This is a genomic window from Pseudoclavibacter sp. RFBB5, assembly GCF_002931555.1.
Lineage (GTDB): Bacteria > Actinomycetota > Actinomycetes > Actinomycetales > Microbacteriaceae > Pseudoclavibacter.
Map to the genome: position 1 here is coordinate 50,321 of NZ_PSTZ01000009.1, position 19,987 is coordinate 70,307.

19 protein-coding genes are annotated in these 19,987 nt (G+C 69.4%); 1 reads left to right on the plus strand and 18 read right to left on the minus strand.

Annotated elements, in window-relative coordinates:
• Positions 1-11: 11 nt before the first annotated feature.
• The 9 genes from C5B97_RS14105 to groES form a co-directional block, all read right to left on the minus strand.
• The gene (locus C5B97_RS14105) at positions 12-902 is read right to left on the minus strand and encodes a hypothetical protein (protein WP_257023083.1); all 891 of its coding nucleotides are present in this window, start codon (positions 900-902) and stop codon (positions 12-14) included.
• A 393-nt stretch (positions 903-1,295) separates the two neighbouring features.
• Positions 1,296-2,903, minus strand: a complete 1,608-nt coding sequence (gene guaA / locus C5B97_RS14110; RefSeq protein WP_104312685.1) for a glutamine-hydrolyzing GMP synthase — start codon at positions 2,901-2,903, stop codon at positions 1,296-1,298.
• Between the two features lie 48 nt (positions 2,904-2,951).
• Positions 2,952-3,491 carry a DUF3817 domain-containing protein gene (locus C5B97_RS14115; RefSeq protein ID WP_104312686.1) on the minus strand — a complete coding sequence of 180 codons (540 nt, stop codon included), beginning with the start codon at positions 3,489-3,491 and terminating at the stop codon, positions 2,952-2,954.
• A gap of 5 nt (positions 3,492-3,496) precedes the next feature.
• Complete coding sequence (locus tag C5B97_RS14120; protein ID WP_104312687.1) at positions 3,497-4,447, minus strand: SURF1 family protein; 951 nt, start codon at positions 4,445-4,447, stop codon at positions 3,497-3,499.
• On the minus strand, positions 4,447-6,291 hold the full coding sequence (locus C5B97_RS14125) for a glycerol-3-phosphate dehydrogenase/oxidase (RefSeq protein WP_104312688.1): 1,845 nt from the start codon (positions 6,289-6,291) through the stop codon (positions 4,447-4,449). The genes C5B97_RS14120 and C5B97_RS14125 overlap by 1 nt, the downstream gene beginning before the upstream one ends.
• A 92-nt stretch (positions 6,292-6,383) precedes the next feature.
• Positions 6,384-7,508, minus strand: a complete 1,125-nt coding sequence (locus C5B97_RS14130; protein ID WP_104254001.1) for a GuaB3 family IMP dehydrogenase-related protein — start codon at positions 7,506-7,508, stop codon at positions 6,384-6,386.
• A gap of 81 nt (positions 7,509-7,589) precedes the next feature.
• Positions 7,590-9,095 (minus strand): IMP dehydrogenase, encoded by a 1,506-nt coding sequence (guaB, locus tag C5B97_RS14135; protein WP_104312689.1) that lies wholly within the window; start codon positions 9,093-9,095, stop codon positions 7,590-7,592.
• A gap of 131 nt (positions 9,096-9,226) precedes the next feature.
• The gene (rarD, locus tag C5B97_RS14140; protein WP_258068284.1) at positions 9,227-10,165 is read right to left on the minus strand and encodes an EamA family transporter RarD; all 939 of its coding nucleotides are present in this window, start codon (positions 10,163-10,165) and stop codon (positions 9,227-9,229) included.
• A gap of 117 nt (positions 10,166-10,282) precedes the next feature.
• Positions 10,283-10,576: a co-chaperone GroES gene (gene groES, locus C5B97_RS14145; protein ID WP_068479200.1), complete on the minus strand. Its 294-nt coding sequence runs from the start codon at positions 10,574-10,576 to the stop codon at positions 10,283-10,285.
• Between the two features lie 138 nt (positions 10,577-10,714).
• Here groES and C5B97_RS14150 point away from each other — a divergent pair, with 138 nt between their 5' ends.
• Entirely contained in the window at positions 10,715-11,905 is a 1,191-nt protein-coding gene (locus C5B97_RS14150) for a class I SAM-dependent methyltransferase (protein WP_104312778.1), read from the plus strand.
• An 11-nt stretch (positions 11,906-11,916) separates the two neighbouring features.
• Here C5B97_RS14150 and C5B97_RS14155 read toward each other — a convergent pair whose 3' ends face one another.
• From C5B97_RS14155 to C5B97_RS14195, 9 genes are all read right to left on the minus strand, one after another.
• Positions 11,917-12,639, minus strand: coding sequence for a hypothetical protein (locus C5B97_RS14155; protein WP_104312690.1), 723 nt, complete (start codon positions 12,637-12,639; stop codon positions 11,917-11,919).
• 101 nt (positions 12,640-12,740) lie between these two features.
• Positions 12,741-13,517: a hypothetical protein gene (locus C5B97_RS14160; protein WP_104312691.1), complete on the minus strand. Its 777-nt coding sequence runs from the start codon at positions 13,515-13,517 to the stop codon at positions 12,741-12,743.
• A 156-nt stretch (positions 13,518-13,673) separates the two neighbouring features.
• Positions 13,674-14,267: a DUF4190 domain-containing protein gene (locus tag C5B97_RS14165; protein WP_146080826.1), complete on the minus strand. Its 594-nt coding sequence runs from the start codon at positions 14,265-14,267 to the stop codon at positions 13,674-13,676.
• A 141-nt stretch (positions 14,268-14,408) separates the two neighbouring features.
• A complete protein-coding gene (locus C5B97_RS14170; RefSeq protein WP_104312693.1) occupies positions 14,409-14,936 on the minus strand; it encodes a hypothetical protein in 528 nt (175 codons plus the stop codon).
• Complete coding sequence (gene tsaD, locus C5B97_RS14175) at positions 14,933-16,519, minus strand: tRNA (adenosine(37)-N6)-threonylcarbamoyltransferase complex transferase subunit TsaD (RefSeq protein ID WP_258068285.1); 1,587 nt, start codon at positions 16,517-16,519, stop codon at positions 14,933-14,935. Before tsaD ends, C5B97_RS14170 begins: the two co-directional genes overlap by 4 nt.
• Before the next feature lie 8 nt (positions 16,520-16,527).
• Positions 16,528-17,136: a tRNA (adenosine(37)-N6)-threonylcarbamoyltransferase complex dimerization subunit type 1 TsaB gene (gene tsaB / locus C5B97_RS14180; RefSeq protein WP_104312694.1), complete on the minus strand. Its 609-nt coding sequence runs from the start codon at positions 17,134-17,136 to the stop codon at positions 16,528-16,530.
• Between the two features lie 10 nt (positions 17,137-17,146).
• Positions 17,147-17,725 (minus strand): tRNA (adenosine(37)-N6)-threonylcarbamoyltransferase complex ATPase subunit type 1 TsaE, encoded by a 579-nt coding sequence (tsaE, locus tag C5B97_RS14185; protein ID WP_104312695.1) that lies wholly within the window; start codon positions 17,723-17,725, stop codon positions 17,147-17,149.
• A 1-nt stretch (position 17,726) separates the two neighbouring features.
• Complete coding sequence (locus C5B97_RS14190) at positions 17,727-19,610, minus strand: alanine racemase (RefSeq protein WP_104312696.1); 1,884 nt, start codon at positions 19,608-19,610, stop codon at positions 17,727-17,729.
• Positions 19,607-19,981: a holo-ACP synthase gene (locus C5B97_RS14195; RefSeq protein WP_104312697.1), complete on the minus strand. Its 375-nt coding sequence runs from the start codon at positions 19,979-19,981 to the stop codon at positions 19,607-19,609. Before C5B97_RS14195 ends, C5B97_RS14190 begins: the two co-directional genes overlap by 4 nt.
• Between the last annotated feature and the right edge of the window lie 6 nt (positions 19,982-19,987).

Below are 19,987 nucleotides of genomic sequence, written 5' to 3' on the forward strand. Positions count from 1 at the left end.
GGTGCGTGGCGTTACCGGCGCGCCGGCAGCGTCCGGTCGTCGAACCCCGCGTCGGGATCGACGTCGAGCAGGTACAGCTCGTCTTCACCGACGAGCTTGTTGCGCACGGCGTAGTCCACGAGTCGAGCGCGACGGTTGGTGGCGTACGAGCGAGCCCCTCCGCGGAGCCCTTCCACGCCGATGCGGTCGAGCTTCTCGCACACGTTGTCGAGCTTGCGGTTGAAGGCGGTGACGGTCCAGCCGAGGCGTTCAGCGGCGCGAGCGCTCGTGGGGATGTCGCCGAGGCCGTGCTCGCCTCGCAGCAGGACCGATTCACAGAGCGCGAGCAGCAGGAGGCGCTGTGCGGGGGTCAGCGCGATGTGCGTCAGCTCGCGCCCGGCGGTCTCCGGAGCTGAGCCGGGGCCGCCCGGCAGATCCATGTACACCGGTGAGGCGGCGTGCACCTTGACCTCGTACTGGCGCTCGCCGGCGGAGAAGTGGATGCTCGTGCGTTCGAAGACGATCGGAAGGTGCGCGCCTGGCAGCAACCGCCCCTGGACGCGCCCTGAACCGTCGACGACGCTGAGCGTCATCCGGGTCCCGATGTTGGACACGAACCAGAGCCCATCCTTCGCGGCGATGCGGAGCAGCTTGCGGTGCAGGAACGGGTTCGCGTCGAGGCGGATGTCGGCGTCGCGCCCGATCTCGATGCGCTCGCCTGGCCGCACTGACACCCACTGGCCCTGGTATTCGACGGAGAGCCCGTGGTCGGGGTCCGCCTCGAGGAGCTGACCCGCGGCGTCCTGCAGCAGCTCGTGATCGACGAGGTGACCTGAGGTCGAGTCCTCGCGCTGGGGCGTCGAGATCAGCCCTGTGTCGGCGGGTACCTGGGGAAGCGGGTCGGCTGGGAAGCGTGGTGCCATGTCGCGAACTCTCTGAGCGGGGAGGTGAAGTTGCACATCTGGGAACCCCTCAACCATGCCACCACCCAACGAGCATCACTAGCCACGATTCGCCCACCAAACAGGCGTTTTCTCCCGTCCGGGCACTCGAGGTTCCCGGGTCGGAAATCCGGAATCCCTGACTCGGAAACCGAAAACCTTTCGCCTTCTCGGTTTTGATCACCCCAACCAGGCCTTTATGTCCGGGCACATTTGCCCGGGGCGTTGCACCCAGACACCGGTCGACCGCCGCCGCGCCGCGAGCTCCGGAACGCTGGTGTCGCGATTCTGCTCAGATTTCACCTGATCTGGCACAGAATGCACGAACGGGGATGCACAGTGTGCATCCCCGCTCGGCTCAGCTTTCGCCGAGGACTACTCCCACTCGATGGTTCCCGGCGGCTTCGACGTCACGTCGAGCACCACGCGGTTCACGTCGTCGACCTCGTTCGTGATGCGGTTCGAGATGCGCGCGAGCAGATCGTAGGGCAGGCGCGTCCAGTCGGCCGTCATGGCGTCCTCGCTGGAGACGGGACGCAGCACGATGGGATGCCCGTAGGTGCGGCCGTCACCCTGAACGCCCACCGAGCGGACGTCGGCGAGCAGCACGACCGGGCACTGCCAGATCTCCGTGTCGAGCCCAGCCGCGGTCAACTCCTGGCGCACGATCGCATCGGCCTCGCGCAGCAGATCGAGCCGCTCCTGCGTGACCTCGCCGATGATGCGGATGCCGAGCCCCGGGCCAGGGAACGGCTGGCGAGCGACGATCTGCTCCGGAACTCCGAGCTCGCGGCCGACAGCCCGGACCTCGTCCTTGAAGAGCGTCCGCAACGGCTCGACCAGCTCGAACTGCATGTCCTCCGGCAGGCCGCCCACGTTGTGGTGACTCTTGATGTTGGCCGTGCCGGTGCCGCCGCCGGACTCGACGACGTCAGGATAGAGCGTGCCCTGGACGAGGAAGCGGATGCGCTCCCCCGACTCCTGCGCTTCCTTGATGAGGTCGACCTCGGCCTGCTCGAAGCTGCGGATGAACTCGCGGCCGATCGTCTTGCGCTTCTCCTCCGGGTCGGTGATGCCCGCGAGTGCCGTGAGGAACTGCTCGCGTGCATCCACCGTCACGAGGCGCACGCCGATCGCGTCGACGAAGTCCTCCTCGACCTGACGGCGCTCGTCCTGACGGAGCAGGCCGTGGTCGACGAACACGCACGTGAGCTGGTCGCCGACGGCCTTGTAGACGAGGGCGGCGGCGACGGCGGAGTCGACACCACCGGAGAGGCCGCAGATGACCTTGGCGTCGCCGATCTGCTCGCGGATACGTGCGACCTGCTCGTCGATCACCGACGCGGGGGTCCAGTCGCTGGGAATGCCGGCGGCTCGGTGCAGGAAACCCTCGAGGAGCGCCTGACCGTGCTCGGAGTGCAGCACCTCGGGGTGCCACTGCACCCCGTAGAGGCCCCGCTCAGTGTTCTGGAACGCCGCCACGGGGGTGTCCTCCGTCGTGGCGAGCACCGTGAAGCCCTCGGGCGCGCGGGCGACCGAGTCGCCGTGGCTCATCCACACCGTCTGGTCGTCGGGCTGACCGTCGAGCAGGCTCGACTCGCCGCCTGCGAGCTTCACCGCGGTGGAACCGTACTCACGACGACCGGTCTTCGCGACCGCGCCACCGAGCTGCGTCGCCATGACCTGGAAGCCGTAGCAGATGCCGAGCGTCGGCACTCCGAGGTCGAGGATGCCCGAGTCGAGCGATGGAGCCGCCTCGGCGTACACGCTGGAGGGGCCGCCCGAGAGGATGATGCCGACGGGGTTCTTCGCGGCCACCTCCTCGGCCGAGATGGTGTGCGGCACGATCTCGGAGTAGACGCTCGCCTCGCGAACGCGCCGAGCGATGAGCTGGGCGTACTGCGCGCCGAAGTCGACGACGAGCACTGGGCGCTGATCTGTCGACTGCTGCGGAGCTGTGGCCTGCGGGTCGGTGGTTGCCATGGACACCTTTCGGGTGGTGCGGAGAGTGCGGCTGGGAAAGTTGGCGCGTCAGTTCGCGCGGCGCTGGTGCTCGGCGAGTGACTGCTGCACATCGCTCTCGAGCTGCTCGCGTTCCGACTCGCTCAGGCTCGCCTCGAAGTCGCGGAGCTTCTGCTCCTCACCGGCGGCGGCGAGTCGCTGTTCTTCTCGCAGCACGAGGTCGCGCTTCGCTCGTCGCGACATGAACCACTCGGTGACGAACGACAGGAACGGCACGACACCGCCAGCCGCCATGGCGAGGAGCCAGACGATGGGCCAGCGCATCTGCTGCCAGAGCACATAGGAGGCGACGAGGTACACGACGTAGAACCAGCCGTGCACGATGAGCACCCACAGGCTCAGGTTGAGCGCGGTCGTCGTGCCCTCCTGGACCAGCGCGATGACCCCGAACGGGCCGAACGCCTCGACCTCGAGGTGGAAGGCGTACTTGAGGAACATCTCGATGCACAGCAAGAGCAGGAGGATGCCGGTCACGTACGCCGTCACCTGATAGAAGCGGAGCGCCCGTCGGAAACCGGGGTTGGCGTTCAGGAGGGCGTCGTGAGGCATGGCCTCTAGTCTAGGCGAAGGGCCTCGCCCTTCGTTCGCTCGTCGAGCATGGCCTTGAGCCGGTCGCGCTTGAGCTGCTCGGCGAGCACGCTCGGCGCCTCGGCCGCTTCACGGCGCTCCTTCTCGTACTCGTCGCGGGCGAGCCGCCACCACATGAAGATCGCGAACCCGGCGAAGAGCGCCCACTCGATGGCGTAGAAGATGTTCAGCCAGTTGAGCTGCGGAGCCTCGAGGGCCTGGGGCGTGATGGCCTCGAGCTCCCCGCTGCCAGAAGCTGGACCGAGAACCGCCAGCATCGAGGGCTCGTCGAGGCTCACGTAGATGCCGTAGTTCTGCGCGGCCGGCTCTGCCCAGCGGTTGATGAGGTGCGTCGGCGCCATTGCGGTGAGCGCCTGCGCGTCGTCACCGCGATTTACCTGCGGCGCCTGCCCGTACTCGAGCCTGCCGGAGAGCTCGAGCTCTCCATCGCCCGCCGAGGCCTGCAGCCTCGTCACCAGCTCGGTCGCCGAAGCCGCATCCTCCGTCCACCCGACCGCGACGGCAAGCCCCGGGGCCATCCCAGCGGCACCGGACCCGCCGGCCTCGTCATCCGTGACCGCCACGTGCCCGATCACCCAGTAGCCGAGCCGCTCCCCCTGGAGTCGTTCAGCGACGACATCGAAATCGCGGGCATCCACGACACCGGCGAACGTGACCTGCCGGCCGACGGCCGCATCAGCAACCCGCTGCTGCGGCTGCGCCAGCTCTCCGAGACCCACGGGCGGCTGCGTCGCCTCCTGGGCGACGGTCCTGCCGTGCTCGAGTGAGAGGAACGCGGATTCCAGCTGCCAGCGCCCGAGCCACGCGAAGACCGACGCGACGACGAGTGCGAGGGCAAGCACGCCTAACCACTTGGGGCGCACGAGCACTCGACCCATCGACGGCGGCGCGGGATGAGCGCTGGCAGCTTCGGACATCAGGACTTCTGGGCGTCCTTCGACTCGGCCTTGACCGTCGCGGCCTCGACGTCTGCAGTCTCGTCGACCTCGATCATCGGCAGAGCCGGAGCAGTTCCGAAGGGCGTGTTGTCACCGGCGTGGCCGAGGACCGAGTCGATGTCGGGAGCTTCGAGGCGGATGCGGTCGGCTGACTCGTCGTCGGGCTGCTCCTGGCTCGCGATCTCTGCCGCCACTCGCTCGACGTAGGTGTCGATCTCGCGCTGGGTGCGCTCCTCGTCCCACCCGAGGGCGTCCGCCATGAGACGCGCGGCGACCGGAGCCGCCGAGATGCCGCGGTCCCACGCCTCGATGGAGATGCGGGTGCGGCGCGCGAGCACGTCGTCGAGGTGCAGGGCACCTTCGTGCGTCGCCGCGTACGTGATCTCCGCCTGCAGGTAGTCGTCGGCACCGGGCATGGGCTCCGCCAGCTTCGGGTTCTGACGGATGAGGTCGAGGATCTCGTCCGTGAGCGTTCCGTAGCGGTTGAGGAGGTGCTCGATGCGCACGCGGTGCAGGCCGAAGGCGCGGGCGATCTTCCCGCGACGGTTCCAGGCGGCCTTGTAGCCGACGGCGCCGAGCAGCGGGATGTCCTTGGTGGTGGAGGCGGGGATCTTGCCGTCGAGCGCATCCGCTGCCGCGTCGATCGCGTCCTTCGCCATGATGCGGTAGGTCGTGTACTTGCCGCCGGCGATGAGCACGAGGCCGGGCACGGAGTGCGCAACCATGTGCTCGCGGGAGAGCTTCGAGGTCTCATCCGACTCGCCGGACAGCAGCGGCCGAAGGCCCGCGTAGACGCCCTCGACGTCGGCTCGGGTGAGCTTCACCGCGAGGACCTCGTTGACGTGCTTCAGGATGTAGTCGATGTCGGCGGCCGTCGCGGCGGGGTGCGCCTTGTCGAGCTTCCAGTCGGTGTCCGTCGTGCCGATGATCCAGTGGCGACCGTTCGGGATGACGAACAGCACGCTCTTCTCCGTGCGGAGGAGGAGGCCGGACGCCGACTGGAAACGGTCACGGGGCACGACGAGGTGGACGCCCTTGGAGGCGCGGACCCGGAAGGAGGCGCGCTCGCCGACCATCTTGTTGGTGTCGTCGGTCCAGACTCCGGTGGCGTTCACGACCTGCTTCGCACGGATCTCGAAGCGCTCGCCGGTCTCGAGGTCGACGACCTGGGCGCCGACGACGCGCTGGCCGACCTTGAGGAAGCCTTCGACTCGCACGCGCGGCGCGACGTGGGCGCCGTAGAAGGACGCCGTGCGGGCGAGGACCGCGACGAACCGCGCGTCGTCGACGCCCGCGTCGTAGTAGGTGAGCCCGCCCGAGAACGAGTTCTTGGACAGCCCGGGAGACATCTTCGCGACCTGGCTGCGCGTGTAGTGGCGATGCATGGGCACGCCCGGCTTGACCTCTCCGGTCTTCGCGAAGAGGTCGTACATGAGCATGCCGGCGCCGATGTAGAAGCGCTCGAGCGGGTTCTTCAGCGGGTAGAGGAAGCGGATGGGCTTCACGAGGTGCGGGGCGAGGCGCTGCAGGAGCAGACCGCGCTCGAGCAGCGCTTCGCGCACGAGGCCGAAGTTCATCTGCTCGAGGTACCGGATGCCGCCGTGGATGAGCTTCGACGAACGGCTCGATGTGCCGGATGCGAAGTCGCGCGCCTCGACCATGCCGACGCTGAGGCCTCGGGTGACGGCATCGAGTGCGGCGCCCGCACCGACGACGCCGCCGCCGACGACGAGCACGTCGAGGTTCTTGGTCTTGAGGGACTCGATCGCCGCAGCACGTTCCTGCGGGCCGAGCTTGTCGCTTCGAGAGACGCTGTTCGCCATAACCTGCTCCTCGTTCTCAGTTGCTGCTTGTAGGGGAAGTCTGAACGCTCAACCTTTGACCGAGCCGTCAGCCGGCCCGACCGCGGCTCCGGCTAGGCCGTAGGCGTGTAGGGGGCGACGACCATCTCGGCGCGCTGGAACTCCTTGAGTCCCGAGTAGCCGGTCGTCGCCATCGAGTGGCGGAGGGCTCCCGTGAGGTTCGAGATGCCGTCGGCGCTGTCAGCGGGGCCCGCGACGATCTCCGCCATGGGAGCCACCTGCCCGACCTGCACGCGGTTTCCGCGCGGGAGCTTCTCGTGGCGCGCCTCGGCACCCCAGTGCCAGCCGCGGCCAGGCGCATCCGTCGCACGTGCGAGCGCCGCGCCGATCATGACCGCGTCGGCGCCGGAGGCGATGGCCTTCACGAGGTCACCGGACGTGCCGATGCCGCCGTCCGCGATGACGTGCACGTAGCGTCCGCCCGACTCGTCGAGGTAGTCGCGTCGAGCACCCGCGACGTCGGCGATGGCCGTCGCCATGGGGGCGTGGATGCCGAGCACGCGACGCGTGGTCGACGCCGCTCCGCCGCCGAAGCCGACGAGCACGCCGGCGGCGCCCGTGCGCATGAGGTGCAGGGCGGCCGTGTACGTCGCGGCCCCGCCGACGATGACGGGCACGTCGAGCTCGTAGATGAACTGCTTGAGGTTCAGGGGCTCCTGGTTGTGCGAGACGTGCTCGGCCGACACGGTCGTACCGCGGATGACGAAGAGGTCGGTGCCTGCCTCGAGCACATCGTTCATGAACTGCTGCGTGCGCTGCGGGGAGAGCGCACCTGCCGCGGGCACACCGGCCTCGCGAATCTGCTGCAGGCGCTCCTTGATGAGCGTGCCCTTGACGGGCTCGCGGTAGATCTCCTGGAGCTTGGCTGTCGCCTGCTTGGCAGGCAGATCCGCGATCTGCGCGAGCAGCGGGGCCGGGTCGTCGTAGCGAGTCCACAGGCCCTCGAGGTCGAGCACGCCGAGGCCGCCGAGCTTGCCGAAGCCGATCGCCGTCTCGGGCGACATGACCGAGTCCATGGGAGCTGCGATGAGCGGGATGTCGAACGTGAACGCGTCGATCTTCCACGTGATGGAGACATCCTCCGGGTCACGGGTTCGCCGCGATGGCACGATCGCCACATCGTCGAAGGAGTACACGCGGCGGGCTCGCTTTGCGCGGCCGATCTCGATCTCAGTCACCTGCCTAGCCTAGCCCTCCCCCGTGCCCGCTGCTGCGGCGCGGCGGCGGGGAGACCCCGACGCGCCACGCCGCTGCGACAGCTAGCGACGGTAGTTCGGCGCTTCCGACACCATCTGCACGTCGTGCGGGTGCGACTCCTTCAGCCCCGCAGGCGTGATGCGCACGAAGCGCCCCTTCGCCTTGAGCTCGGCCACCGTGCGAGCGCCGACGTAGAACATCGACTGGCGTAGGCCACCCGTGAGCTGGAACACCGACTGGCGGATGGAGCCGCGGTACGCGACCTTGCCCTCGATACCCTCCGCGATGAGCTCGTCGTCGCTCGGGACGTCCGCCTGGAAGTAGCGGTCCTTCGAGTACGACGTGCGCTCGCCGCGCGACTGCAGGGCGCCGAGCGAGCCCATGCCGCGGTAGCTCTTGAACTGCTTGCCGTTGACGAAGATGAGATCACCGGGCGACTCGTCCGTGCCAGCGAGCAGCGAACCCACCATGACGGCCGACGCGCCAGCGACGAGCGCCTTCGCGATCTCACCGGAGTACTGCAGTCCGCCGTCCGCGATGACCGGCACGCCCGCGGGAGTCGCGGCGAGCGACGCCTCGTAGACGGCCGTGATCTGCGGCACGCCGACGCCGGCGACGATGCGCGTGGTGCAGATGGAGCCGGGACCGACACCGACCTTGACCGCGTCAGCACCCGCATCCACGAGTGCCTGCGCGCCCTCGCGCGTCGCGACGTTGCCGCCCACGACCTGCACGTGCCCGATGACCGGGTCGCTCTTGAGGCGCCGGATCATGTCGAGCACGCCCGCGGACTGGCCGTTGGCCGTGTCGACGACGAGCACGTCGACCCCGGCCGCCACGAGGCGCTCGGCGCGCTCCCAGCCGTCGCCGAAGAAGCCGATCGCGGCTCCGACGCGCAGTCGCCCGGCGTCGTCCTTCGTGGCGTTCGGGTACTTGTCGCTCTTGTCGAAGTCCTTCACCGTGATGAGCCCGGCGAGCTTGCCCTCGTCGTCGATGAGCGGGAGCTTCTCGATGCGGTGCTTGCCGAGGAGCTTGTAGGCGTCGTCGCCCGAGATGCCGACGGGCGCCGTCACGAGCCCCTCACCGGTCATGACCTCGTGCACGCGCGTCGAACGTTTCTCGGACTCCGGGACGAAGCGCATGTCGCGGTTCGAGATGATGCCGACGAGCTTGCCGGTGACCTCGTCGACCACGGGGAGGCCGGAGACGCGGTACTGCCCGCAGATCTCGTCGACCTCCGCGACGGTCGCGTTCGGCGTCGTCGTGACCGGGTTCGTGACCATCCCGGACTCGGACCGCTTGACTCGATCGACCATCTCGACCTGGTCGTCGATCGACAGGTTGCGGTGCAGGATGCCCATGCCGCCCTGGCGCGCCATGGCGATCGCCATGCGAGCCTCCGTGACCGTGTCCATCGCCGCCGACACGAGCGGGACGCGCAAGGTGATGCCGCGCGTCAGCTGCGTCGTCGTGTCGACCTCAGACGGGATGACGTCGGTGTGCCCCGGGAGCAGCAGCACATCGTCGTAGGTCAATCCGGTGAAGCCAAAGGGGTCCGACTCGGTCATTACGCTCCAGGAGGTATCTGGGATGCGCCGCTCGGCGGCATCCGCGTGTGTGGGGAAACAGCTCAGTGGTGGTGGAACAGCGCGAACCGCGGACGCATTCCCGGGACGTCCCACTCCGCGGCCCTCGGGCCTCAGCCCCGTGTCGGCGGACCGAGCTGGTCAGCCACCGAGGGAATCCTGGCGCCAAGTCTAGCCGTCCGGACGAGGTCGATCGTGAAGAGGATGAGCGCGACCCAGACGATCGCGAACCCGATCCACCGCTCCAGCGGCATGGGCTCCGAGAAGACCGCGACGGCGAGCACGAACTGCAGGATCGGCGCGATGTACTGCATCAGTCCGAGCTCGATGAGGCGAAGACGTCTGGCCGCCGCGGCGAAGAGGAGCAGCGGCACGCTCGTCACCACGCCGGCGAAGAGGAGGACGCCCGTGTTCACCGCCGACACCGTCCCGAACGTGATCCCTCCGCCGAACAGGATCGTCCAGACGAGGCAGATCGCTCCGATGGGGAGGATCAGGGTCGTCTCGACGGCGAGCCCGCTCAGCGCGTCCGCCTGCACACCGACCCGCTTCTTCACGAGCCCGTACAGTCCAAACGTCATGGCGACGCCGAGGCCGAGCCAGGGGATGCGGCCGTAGCCGAGCGAGATGACGAGGACGGCGACGAGCGAGAGGCCCACCGCAACCCACTGCAGCGGGCGCAGCCTCTCGCGGAGGAAGACGAGACCGAGCGCAACTGACACGATCGGGTTCAGGAAGTAGCCGAGCGCGGCATCCAGCGTGTGCCCGGTTGCGACGGCCTGCACGTAGAAGAGCCAGTTCGCGGAGACCAGGACCCCGGCCACGCCGAGGCCGAGCACGACCCGCTTCTTCGAGATGAGTTCCCGGAACGGACGCCATGCACGCATGACGAGCACGCCGAGCAGGCAGAACACGACACTCAGGATGATGCGCCACGCGATGAGCTCGACAGGTGTCGTCGGAGCGGTCGCCACGACGTAGAGGGGCATGAACCCCCAGAGCGCGTACGCGCTGAACGCCAGCCAGAGGCCGGACCGAGGAGATTCCGTCACCTCGCGATCGTACGCCCGAGCCGGCCTCCGGATGCACGAATGGCGCCCACCCGGAGGTGGACGCCATTGCGAGCCAGTCAGTCCCGAAGGACCTGGCAGTCTCAGTGGAGCTGGAGACTAGACGATCTTCGCGAGGATGTCGCGAGCCGAGAGCACGAGCAGCTCTTCGCCGCCGTACTTGACCTCGGTTCCGCCGTACTTGGAGTAGATGACCTTGTCGCCGACCACGAGGTCGAGCGGCACGCGGTTCCCGTTGTCGTCGATGCGGCCGGGGCCGACTGCGACGACTTCGCCCTCCTGGGGCTTCTCCTTGGCGGTGTCCGGAATCACAAGACCCGAAGCCGTGGTCTGCTCGGCCTCGACCTGCTTGATGACGATGCGATCCTCGAGCGGCTGAATGTTCACCGACACGGTTGACCTCTTTCTCAGCGATAGGAAGTTCAGAATTAGCACCCTCCCCATGAGAGTGCTAACTCCGAGTGTAGGGGCGATCCGGCGAGGGTTGCAACGCGGCGCCGTCTTCGGGCGTACGCCGGTAGCGTAGTGAACGTGCAGCGCGACGAACTCCTGGCCCTCCTCACGCCCGAGGCGATGACGCTGCTCGACGATGCCCCGGCCGTCGCGTCGTCCGCAGACGCGCTCGCGCTCGTGACCAGGCTCCGCGCCGCCGGCGGATCGCCCGCGACCGTCGCCGCCGTGGTGACGCAGGCGAAGCTGCGGCGTCGCGCGCTCGCCAAGTTCGGGCCCTTCGCCGAGCGGATGCTCTTCACCGACGCCGGGTTGCAGCAGGCGACCAGGCTGCAGGTCGCGGCCCACCACGCAGACCGGTTCCGTCGAGCGGGCGCGGTCAGCGTCGCCGACCTGGGCTGCGGCATCGGCGCCGACTCGATGGCGTTCGCCTCGCTCGGCCTCGAGGTGACCGCCTACGACCTCGACGAGGTCACGGCGGCGATCGCGGCGCACAACCTCGCACCGTTCCCCAACGCGCGGGTCGAGCACGGCCGGGCGGAGGAGGTCGACCTCGCAGATTTCGATGCCCTCTGGTTCGACCCGGCTCGGCGAACGACCAGCGGCGGAAGCACCGCGCGGCACTTCGACCCCTCTGATTGGAGCCCGGCGCTCGACTTCGTGTTCGCGGCTGGCCGCGAGCGCCCTACAGGCGTCAAGCTCGGTCCTGGCATCGACCACTCGTACCTGCCGGCGGATGCCGAGACCCAGTGGGTGTCGTCTGGCGGCGACCTCGTCGAGGCGACGGTGTGGATGCACGACGCGGCGCGCGCGGGCATCCGCCGGTCGGCGATGGTCATCGGCAAGCGGGGGGCGACCGAGCTCACCAGCAGCGAGGACGTGCACGATGCCGAGGTCGGCGAGCTCGGGGCCGTGCTCTACGAACCCGACCCGGCGATCATCCGTGCCCGCCTCATCGGCGACCTCGCGCGGTCGCTCGAGGCCACCATGATCTCCGAGAGCATCGCGTGGATGACGGCGGACACCTTCGCACCCTCCCCGTTCGCGAGCGCCTTCTCGGTCCGCGAGGTGCTCCCCCTGCATGTGTCATCGCTGAAGAGCGAACTGCGGAAGCGCGATATCGGCGTGCTCGAGATCAAGAAGCGCGGCGTCGACATCGACCCCGCGGAGTTCCGGCGCAGGCTGGCGCTCAAGGGAGCCAGCTCCGCCGTGCTGATCCTCACCAGGATCGGCGACAAGCGAGTCGCGATCCTCGCCGATCGCCTGAGCTGACGGACAGGACCTCAGACGGTCAGGACGACGATGAGCGTCGCGAGGGCGACCAGCACGGCCAGTCCACCGGTGATGAGGCCCACGATCCCGAGCGTGCGCCCGAGGCCCTTGGGCGCACGGAGCCCGGCGATACCGAGCCCGACGGCTCCGAGGCCGAAGACGAGCGAGACGATGTAGGCCCACCCCGGGAGCAGGAGGAGAAGAAGCGAGAGCGCGCCGAGTGCGACCGCGATGATGCCGAGCACGGGCGCTGGCGCCTTCGGCTGCTGCCCGTAGCCCTGTCCACCGAACTGCTGACCGGGCTGCTGGCCGTACTGCGCCTGCTGAGCGGAACCGAACTGTCCCTGCTGCGGCGCGCTGTACTGCGGCTGGCCGTACTGCCCCTGTTGCGCCGGAGCACCGAACTGCGGCTGCCCGTACTGGTCGTGCTGGGGTGCGCCGTAGGCCTGCTGCGCTGGAGCCTGCTGGGCAGACGGCGCCTGCTGCTCGTAGCCCGGGTACCCGGGCTGCTGCTGACCGTAGCCGCCGTCGCCTTGGCCATAGCCTGGCTGCTGACCGTAGCCGCCAGGCTGCTGGCCGAACTGCTGCCCTCCCGGCTGGGCCTGCCCATACTGCTGGGACTGGTCGTATGGTTGCTGGCCATACGGCGCCTGCCCGTTCTGGGGCTGACCATTGTGGGGCTGCCCGCCCTGGTGAGGCTGCTGAGGGTACTGGGGGCCGTTCGGGTCAGACATGGTGTCCTTCTCAGTCGTCGACAAGGCTGCAGGTGCTGTTCAAGCTTAGAGTGCGGGCGGAGACTTCCGCCCGCACTCCTGCCGGTTCTGTCAGCTGGTGATCAGTATCCGTATCCCGACATCTCGTTCAGGAACAGCGCAGCGCCGGCAATAAAAATGATGCCGACGATGGCCGAGATGACGATCGCGGCGATCGAGACCCAGAAGCCCCAGGTGCGGATCGCTCCGGCCTGCGGTTCGCGCTTCTTCGCCATGATCGCGCAGATGAGGCCTGCGACACCGAGCGGGAGCCCGAGGTAGAACTGGCCGAGGAGCCCGAGCAGGACGCCGACTCCACCTAGGGAGAGTCCGACGATGCTGAGCGTGCGCTTCGGCGTCGCCGACTGCGTCGGGTAGCCGGGAGTCGCATAGCCCTGCGTGGCGCCGTAGCCCTGCGGTTGTCCCTGTCCCTGTCCAGGCGCGGACCCGTACGCGGGCGCCTGTCCTGCTGAGGGCGCCTGGGAGTACGGAGCGGCACTGGGCGCGGCAGCTGGTTCGCTCGGCGGCGTGTAGCTCACCGACCCGGAAGCGGCCGACCCGGAAGCGGCCGACCCGGAAGCTGCTGGCGGCGTGTACTGGCTGCCCGCGGCAGAAGGCGGCGTGTAGTCGCCTCCCGAGGACGAAGGCGGCGTGTAGTCGCCTCCCGAGGACGAGGGAGCCGAGGAGTCCGTGCCGGACGCGGCCGGCGGCGTGTAGTCGGTTCCCGAAGCTGCGGGTGCCGAGTAGTCCACGGACTCCGCGGGAGGCGTGTAGGCGGCGGGCGCCTCGTACTGGGGAGGCGTGTTCCCGTCGTCGGGAAGCTTGGGCTTGTCTCCTGGGACCTGGTTGCTGTCGCTCATTGCGGAGCTCCTTCCGGTTCACCGCTCTCGCGGTGTTGTTGGCTGGTGTTCACGTGCGTGGAGCAGGCGAGGGTGCTCTTGCGGGCGTCCGTCAGACCCTAGGTTCCCAGGGTTTGACTGGGAACCGTCACACAAGGTGCGGTCGGTCGTTGACGCTCAGTAGGAGCTGAGGCCGCCGAGGAGTCCGATACCGCCGAAGAAGAGCAGCGCGAGGACGATGAGGAGGAGCAGCCCGAAGACGGAGATGAACCCGAGCACGATGGAGGTGACGGCGAGGGCGCGGCCTCGCGGCTCGCGGCGCAGCGCGATGAAACCGCACACGACGCCAGCGATGCCGACCATCCACCACACGAACTGGAGCACCGGGATCAGCGCGACCAGGAACGAGCCGCCGCTGAGGCAGAGCGCGACGATGCTGAGGGTGAGCGTGCCGGCTACTGGCGGTCGCGGGCCGGCGTATGGGGCTTGCGTGTAGGGGGCGACCGGATAGGCGGGGTGCTGTGCGGGCATGGGCTGCGCACTTCCCGCGTACCCCTGGCCGTACCCCGTCGAGCTGGCTGTGCCTGTCGAGAATCCAGAATCGTAGCCTGACGAGGCGACGTCGGGGGTCGAGAAGAGTGGAACGGATGCGCCGCCACCCCGCTGATCGAGCGAGTCCTGGCGCACATCCGCGGCCCTGTCTTCAGGACGTTCGTTGAGATTCGGGGCGGGGATCCGCGCTCCGTGGCCTTCTGGTGTTGACCAGGTCATGTCCGCTCCTCTCAAAGCGTCTTGGGATGCTCCAACGGTACGGCCGCGGGCTTGGCGGAGCGTCATCCCCGCGGTCAGAGCACCGTCATCCCGCAGGATGACTTCACGGCAGGCAGGACGACCCGCGGCTCTCTGCTTGCCTCAGGCGACGGCGAACGCGAAGCCGACGCAGCCGACGGCGATGACCGCCGCGAGCACGAGAGCCACGACCCAACCGCGATGCCGACGCGCGAGCACTGCCAGCAGCACGGCGACCGCGGCGATGCTCGCACCGGTGTACAGCGGCCAGAGCGGAGACGGCGTCACCGCGACCGAGAGCGCGGTTGCGACGATGCCGGCCGTGAGCGACAGCAGCGCGGAGACGACGAGCGCGAACCGGCTCAGGCCCAGACCTGCGGGCTCAGGCGATCTCGTCGTCGGAGCGGATGCTGACGCGGTCGCGTTGGCCTGGACATGCGCGACGGCCGGGTCGACCTCCACGCGCGGAGCCGACGCCGCGACCGCGGCGGTTTCGGTGCCGGCCTCCGCCGGCGGGTGACCGTCTGCGGTCGTCCGCGGGGTGAGCGCCGAGTAGGCGGCGTTGCTGGTGTCCTCGACCGGGGTGCGGTCGATCGGCGGCAGCTCCACCGGTTTGCGCGGCGGCAGCTTCGGCTGCTCCGGTGTCGTCACGCGATTCCCCCTCCTGCTGAATCCCTCATCGCTGATCCCACCTGCACCCCGAGGGGCGTCGCCACCGGCAGGGTCGAATCCGCGGCGAAGTCGAGCGGCGCCGGCGCCTTGCCCGCGGCGAAGAGCATCGCACCGACCGCGGCGATCATCGCCCCGTTGTCCGTGCAGAGACGGAGGGGTGGGATGCGCAGCTCGATCCCGGCTTCCGCGCAGCGCTCCTCGGCAAGCTCACGCACACGGGCGTTGGCCGCTACTCCCCCGCCGAGAACAAGACGGGGCACGCCGAGTTCGGTGCAGGCGGCGACCGCTTTGGCGGTGAGCACATCGGCCACCGCCTCCCGGAAGCTCGCGGCGACGTCGGCGACGGGCACGGGGTCGCCTGCATCCTCCCGCGCCTCCACCCACCGGGCGACAGCGGTCTTGAGGCCCGAGAACGAGAAGTCGTAGCGATGCTTCTCGAGGTCCTTCGGCTTGGTCAGTCCCCGCGGGAAGCGGATCGCCCTCGGGTCGCCGCCGGCGGCAGCCTTGTCGATCTCCGGACCGCCCGGGTACGGCAGGCGGAGCAGGCGCGCTACCTTGTCGAATGCCTCGCCCGCCGCGTCGTCGATCGTCTCACCGAGCAGCTCGACATCATCGACGAGGTCGCGGACGTGCAGGAGAGACGTGTGCCCGCCCGAGACGAGCAGCGCGACGGCGGGCAGCTCGAGCTGGCCGACATCGTCGCGGAGCACGTCTGCCGCGACGTGGCCGACGAGGTGGTTCACCGCGTAGAGCGGGATGCCTGTGGCGACGTGCAGCGCCTTGGCCGCCGCCGTACCGACCATGAGCGCCCCCGCGAGGCCAGGGCCCTGGGTCACGGCGATGGCATCGAGCTCATCGAGCGTCACCCCCGCTGTCTCGAGGGCCGCGGCGATCGTCGGCACGATGGCATCGGCGTGGGCGCGCGCGGCGATCTCCGGCACGACGCCACCGAAGATGGCGTGCTCATCCATAGACGAAGCCACCTCGTTGGCGAGCAGTTCGCGACCGCGGACGATGCCGACGCCGGTCTCGTCGCACGACGACTCGATGCCGAGCACCAGCGGCTCCCGTCGCGAACCCGCCGCGACGCGCGTTTCCGCAGACACCCGAACCGCTGGCAGCTGGCCGCGCATCACGATCGCATCCACACCCTCTCTTGGGTAGTACTTCGGCCTCCGGCCGATCTCCTCGAAGCCGAGCCCGGAGTACAGGGCCCGGGCCGCCTCACCGTTCTCGCGCACCTCGAGGAACACCTGCTTCGCGCCGCGGCCCTCGGCCCAGGCGAACAGCTCGGCCAGCATCCGCGTCGCCCACCCGCCGCGCCGGAGCCGCTCGTCGACGGCGATCGTCTGCACATCCGCCTCGCCACCGCCCTGCAGCGCCATGACTCCTGCGGCCGCGAGGATCTCACCGGTAGCCGCGTCCTCGACGACGACATACCTCGTGTGCTGGCTCTTGACCTCGCCAGCGAGCATGGACGGCGACCACGGGTCGAGCGGGAACGCCGCCTCGTCGAGCCTCACCATGGCTGGGATGTCGTCATGGGACGCGTCGCGAAGCACGGCCCGCATCATCCGGTCACCCGCTTCGGGCCGTTCGATGGAACGGCATCGGCGCCACGCAGGTAGACGATCGAGTTCGGCTCGGCTTCGAGACCCTGCACCTCGCGGTCGAGCCAGGCGAGGGCGAGGTGAGCGGCCGAGATCGTGCGCGTGTCGAAACGGTGCGCAGCACCGGGAACGGCGTCAGGCCTGTGCAGCTCGCACGAGCTCGCCACCAGGAGGCCCTGCTCGTATCGGGAGCAGGCGAGCTCACCGCGCCGGGCATCCGTCGACACGAGGAGGTCGCCGTTCGCCTCCGGATGCGCGGCACGCCACTCGTGGGCCGCCGCGTCGTGGCTCGGCATCGGGATGAAGCGCGCACCACGAGCGAACGCGAACGTGCGTGCCGCAGCGACCCCCACACGGAGCCCCGTGAACGGGCCGGGGCCCATCCCGCCGATCACCTGCGTGACGTGCTGGGGCGAGAGCCCCGCCTGGGCGAGCACCGTCTGGATGACGTCGCCGACTGCCTCGGCATGGTGGCGGGTGTCAGAGCTGCGCAGCTCACCGAGCACGCGACCGTGCGGGGTGACGATCGCGACATCCGTGCCCGCTGACGTATCGATCGCTAAGAGCATGCGATCGATTCTACGCGGGGGACGCGCCGAACTCGGTGCGCAGCGCGCGCCCGAGCGACTCGCCGACGGGACGGTCCCACACCCCGTGGACGCTCAAGGTCAGACGGCGTGGGTCGAGCGGCTCGTCGTCCGCGTCATCATCATCGTGACCCCCACCCCACAGGGCCCGTTCAGCCTCTGGCACCGCACGGAACGACGCCGTCGAACGGTCGATGGTGAGCTCCAGCCAGCGATCGGCGACCAGCGGCACCGCATCCCGCCCCCACTCGACGACGGTCACGCTCGCAGCCAGATCGAGTCCGAGGTCGTCGAGCTCCGCGGGGTGCCCGAGGCGGTAGGCGTCGACGTGGATGAGCTCGGGCCCGCCCACGAGCGACGGATGGGTGCGGGCGAGCACGAAGGTCGGACTCGTGACCGGTCCACGGACCCCGAGTGCCGAGCCGAGTCCGCGCGCGAACGTCGTCTTGCCTGCGCCCAGTGGGCCGGTGAGCACGAGGACGTCGCCTGCCACCAGCTGGCCGCCGATGATCTCGCCGGCCCGAACCATGTCGTCAGCCGTGGCGAGACCGACGACGGCACTCGGTGCCATCTCAGCTCCCATCTGCCGCCCCCATTCCTTCCCCCTGGAGTTCCCGGCGCACGACGCGGGGGCCCAGCGCCGCCACGAAGGCCCTGGGTTCGACGCCAGACCATGCGGCCCATTCATCGAGGCGGATGTCCTGAGGGCCCGAGCCGAAGACGGAGACCGGCATGCCGATCCACGCCTCCTGATCCTGGAGATCGATGACCACCTGGTCCATGGCCACGCGTCCGACGATCGGTCGCCGCCGGCCACCGACGACCACCTCGGCCCGGCCTGCGACCCGACGGGGAATGGCGTCGGCGTAGCCGAGTGGGACAAGCCCCAGGATGGTGGACTCCTCGGCGACCCAGTCGTAGCCGTAGGAGACGCCGTGCCCTGCCGCGACACGCTTGACGTGCACGAGCTCGCTCGCGAGAGAGACCGCCGCGTGCGCTCCCAGCCCGTCGAACCCGTAGACCGCGCGGGTGCCGGCGTCCCTCGTGCGCTCGTGGTCGACGAGCGTGCTGCTCCGTGCCGACTCCCCGATGTGCGCGAGCTCCGCCGTGGTCGCGACGAGCGGGAGCAGGCCGTGTTCGAGGGCAAGACCGGCGACGAGTCGCGCGCCGAGCCCGTACGCGTCCGCCGAGACGTCGACGCTGAACATCCGAGCCGCCTGGCGAGCTCCCGTCCCATCGGCGAGCGCCTTCGCGAGGCCGCGTGCTCGCTCGCCCATGCGCGTGCGCAGCAGCTCGACGTCGACGGTGAGCTCCCGCCGCGGCGCGAGACCGTCGGTCCGCGCCGGGAAGCCCGCAGCGTCGTCCGGTGCTGCGCCGCCGAGTGCGGACGGGCGGCGCGGGATGCGCGCACTGAGCCGGGTGACGACCTCGTAGTTGATGGTGCCCGCCGCGGCCGCCCAGTCGTCGGCGCTCGCAGAGCGATCCGCGTCGATGACCATCAGGCGAGGCTGCTCGTCACGCGCGGCTGTCTGCTCGGACGGGGCGACGTCAGCGTCGACCGGCTCGATGCGAAGCTCCAGGGCCTCGACCGATGCCAGGCGCCAGCCGGCCCCCGCGTCGTCCGCGAAGAGCAGCGAACCCGGTGCAACCGGGGGCAGCCCGGCTGCATGCCCGACGTCGACTCGAAAACCTCGTTGGTCTTCGCGGATCGGAGCGCTCAGCGCGAGCGCCGGTCGCAGGGCCACGGGACAGTCGGCGTCCGCGGAGAACGGCGAGAGCCCGTACAGCGAGACGCCGAGGCGCACGAGGTCCAAGCGCGCCTCCGGCAACGTCATCGAGCCCGCCGTCGCGGCCAGATGCCGGATCGACGGAGTCAGCCCGCAGCGTTCCGCGAGATCAAGCGCACGCTCGAACGAGGTGAGCTGGGCGACGTCAGCCGCGTGGCCCGCACCCGCGAGGTGGCTGAAGAGCCCGTCGAGCCGGATGATGCCTCGTTGCTCGAGCTCGGCCGCCTTCGTGAACGCGGCTTCCCACTCGAGCACACTGATCCCGTTGCGCCCGAGGCCGGTGTCGAGCTTGAGATGCACCGCCACGGAGCGATCCGAGTGCTCCAGGCGACCAAGACCGATGTCCAGGAGTTCAAGCTGGGCGAGCGAGGAGATGCCCAGCTCGATCTCAGCGCCCAGCGCCGCGAGCCAATCGGTGCGGGCCCCGTGCATCCAAGCGAGGATGGGCGCGGTGATGCCAGCCGCCCGGAGCGCGAACGCCTCAGCGAGGTCGACGACGCCGAGGCGCTCCGCTCCGCCCTCGAGTGCGGCCCGCGCTACGTCGGACGCCCCGTGCCCATAGGCGTTCGCCTTGACGACGGCGAGGAGGGGCGTGCCGGTGAGCTCGGCGACCGCGCGCACGTTCGCCCGGATGGCATCGAGGTCGACCTCGATGCGGGCGCCGGTCACGCGCCGGCTCCAGCGCCGACAGCCCGCTCGGCGATGACAAACGCGGTCGCCGTCGTGCGCTCATGGGTGAGCGAGAGGTGCAGGTGGTCGACACCCACGGCGTCGAGATGCGCGCGGAGCGCGGGCGTCACCGCGAACTCGGGTCGACCCGCGGGACCGCTCTCCACCTCGAAATCGAGGAAGCTGAGCGACCCGATACCGCCGAGCGCCTTCACGGCCGCCTCGCGAGCCGCGAACCGTGCGCCGAGTGACGCCACAGACCGCTCCCGCTCAGCGGGAGTGAAGAGTCGTTCACGCAAGCGCGGCGCCCGCTGCAGAGCCCGCGCGAACCGCGCGAGCTCCACAGTGTCCACTCCGATACCGACGATCACGCTCGA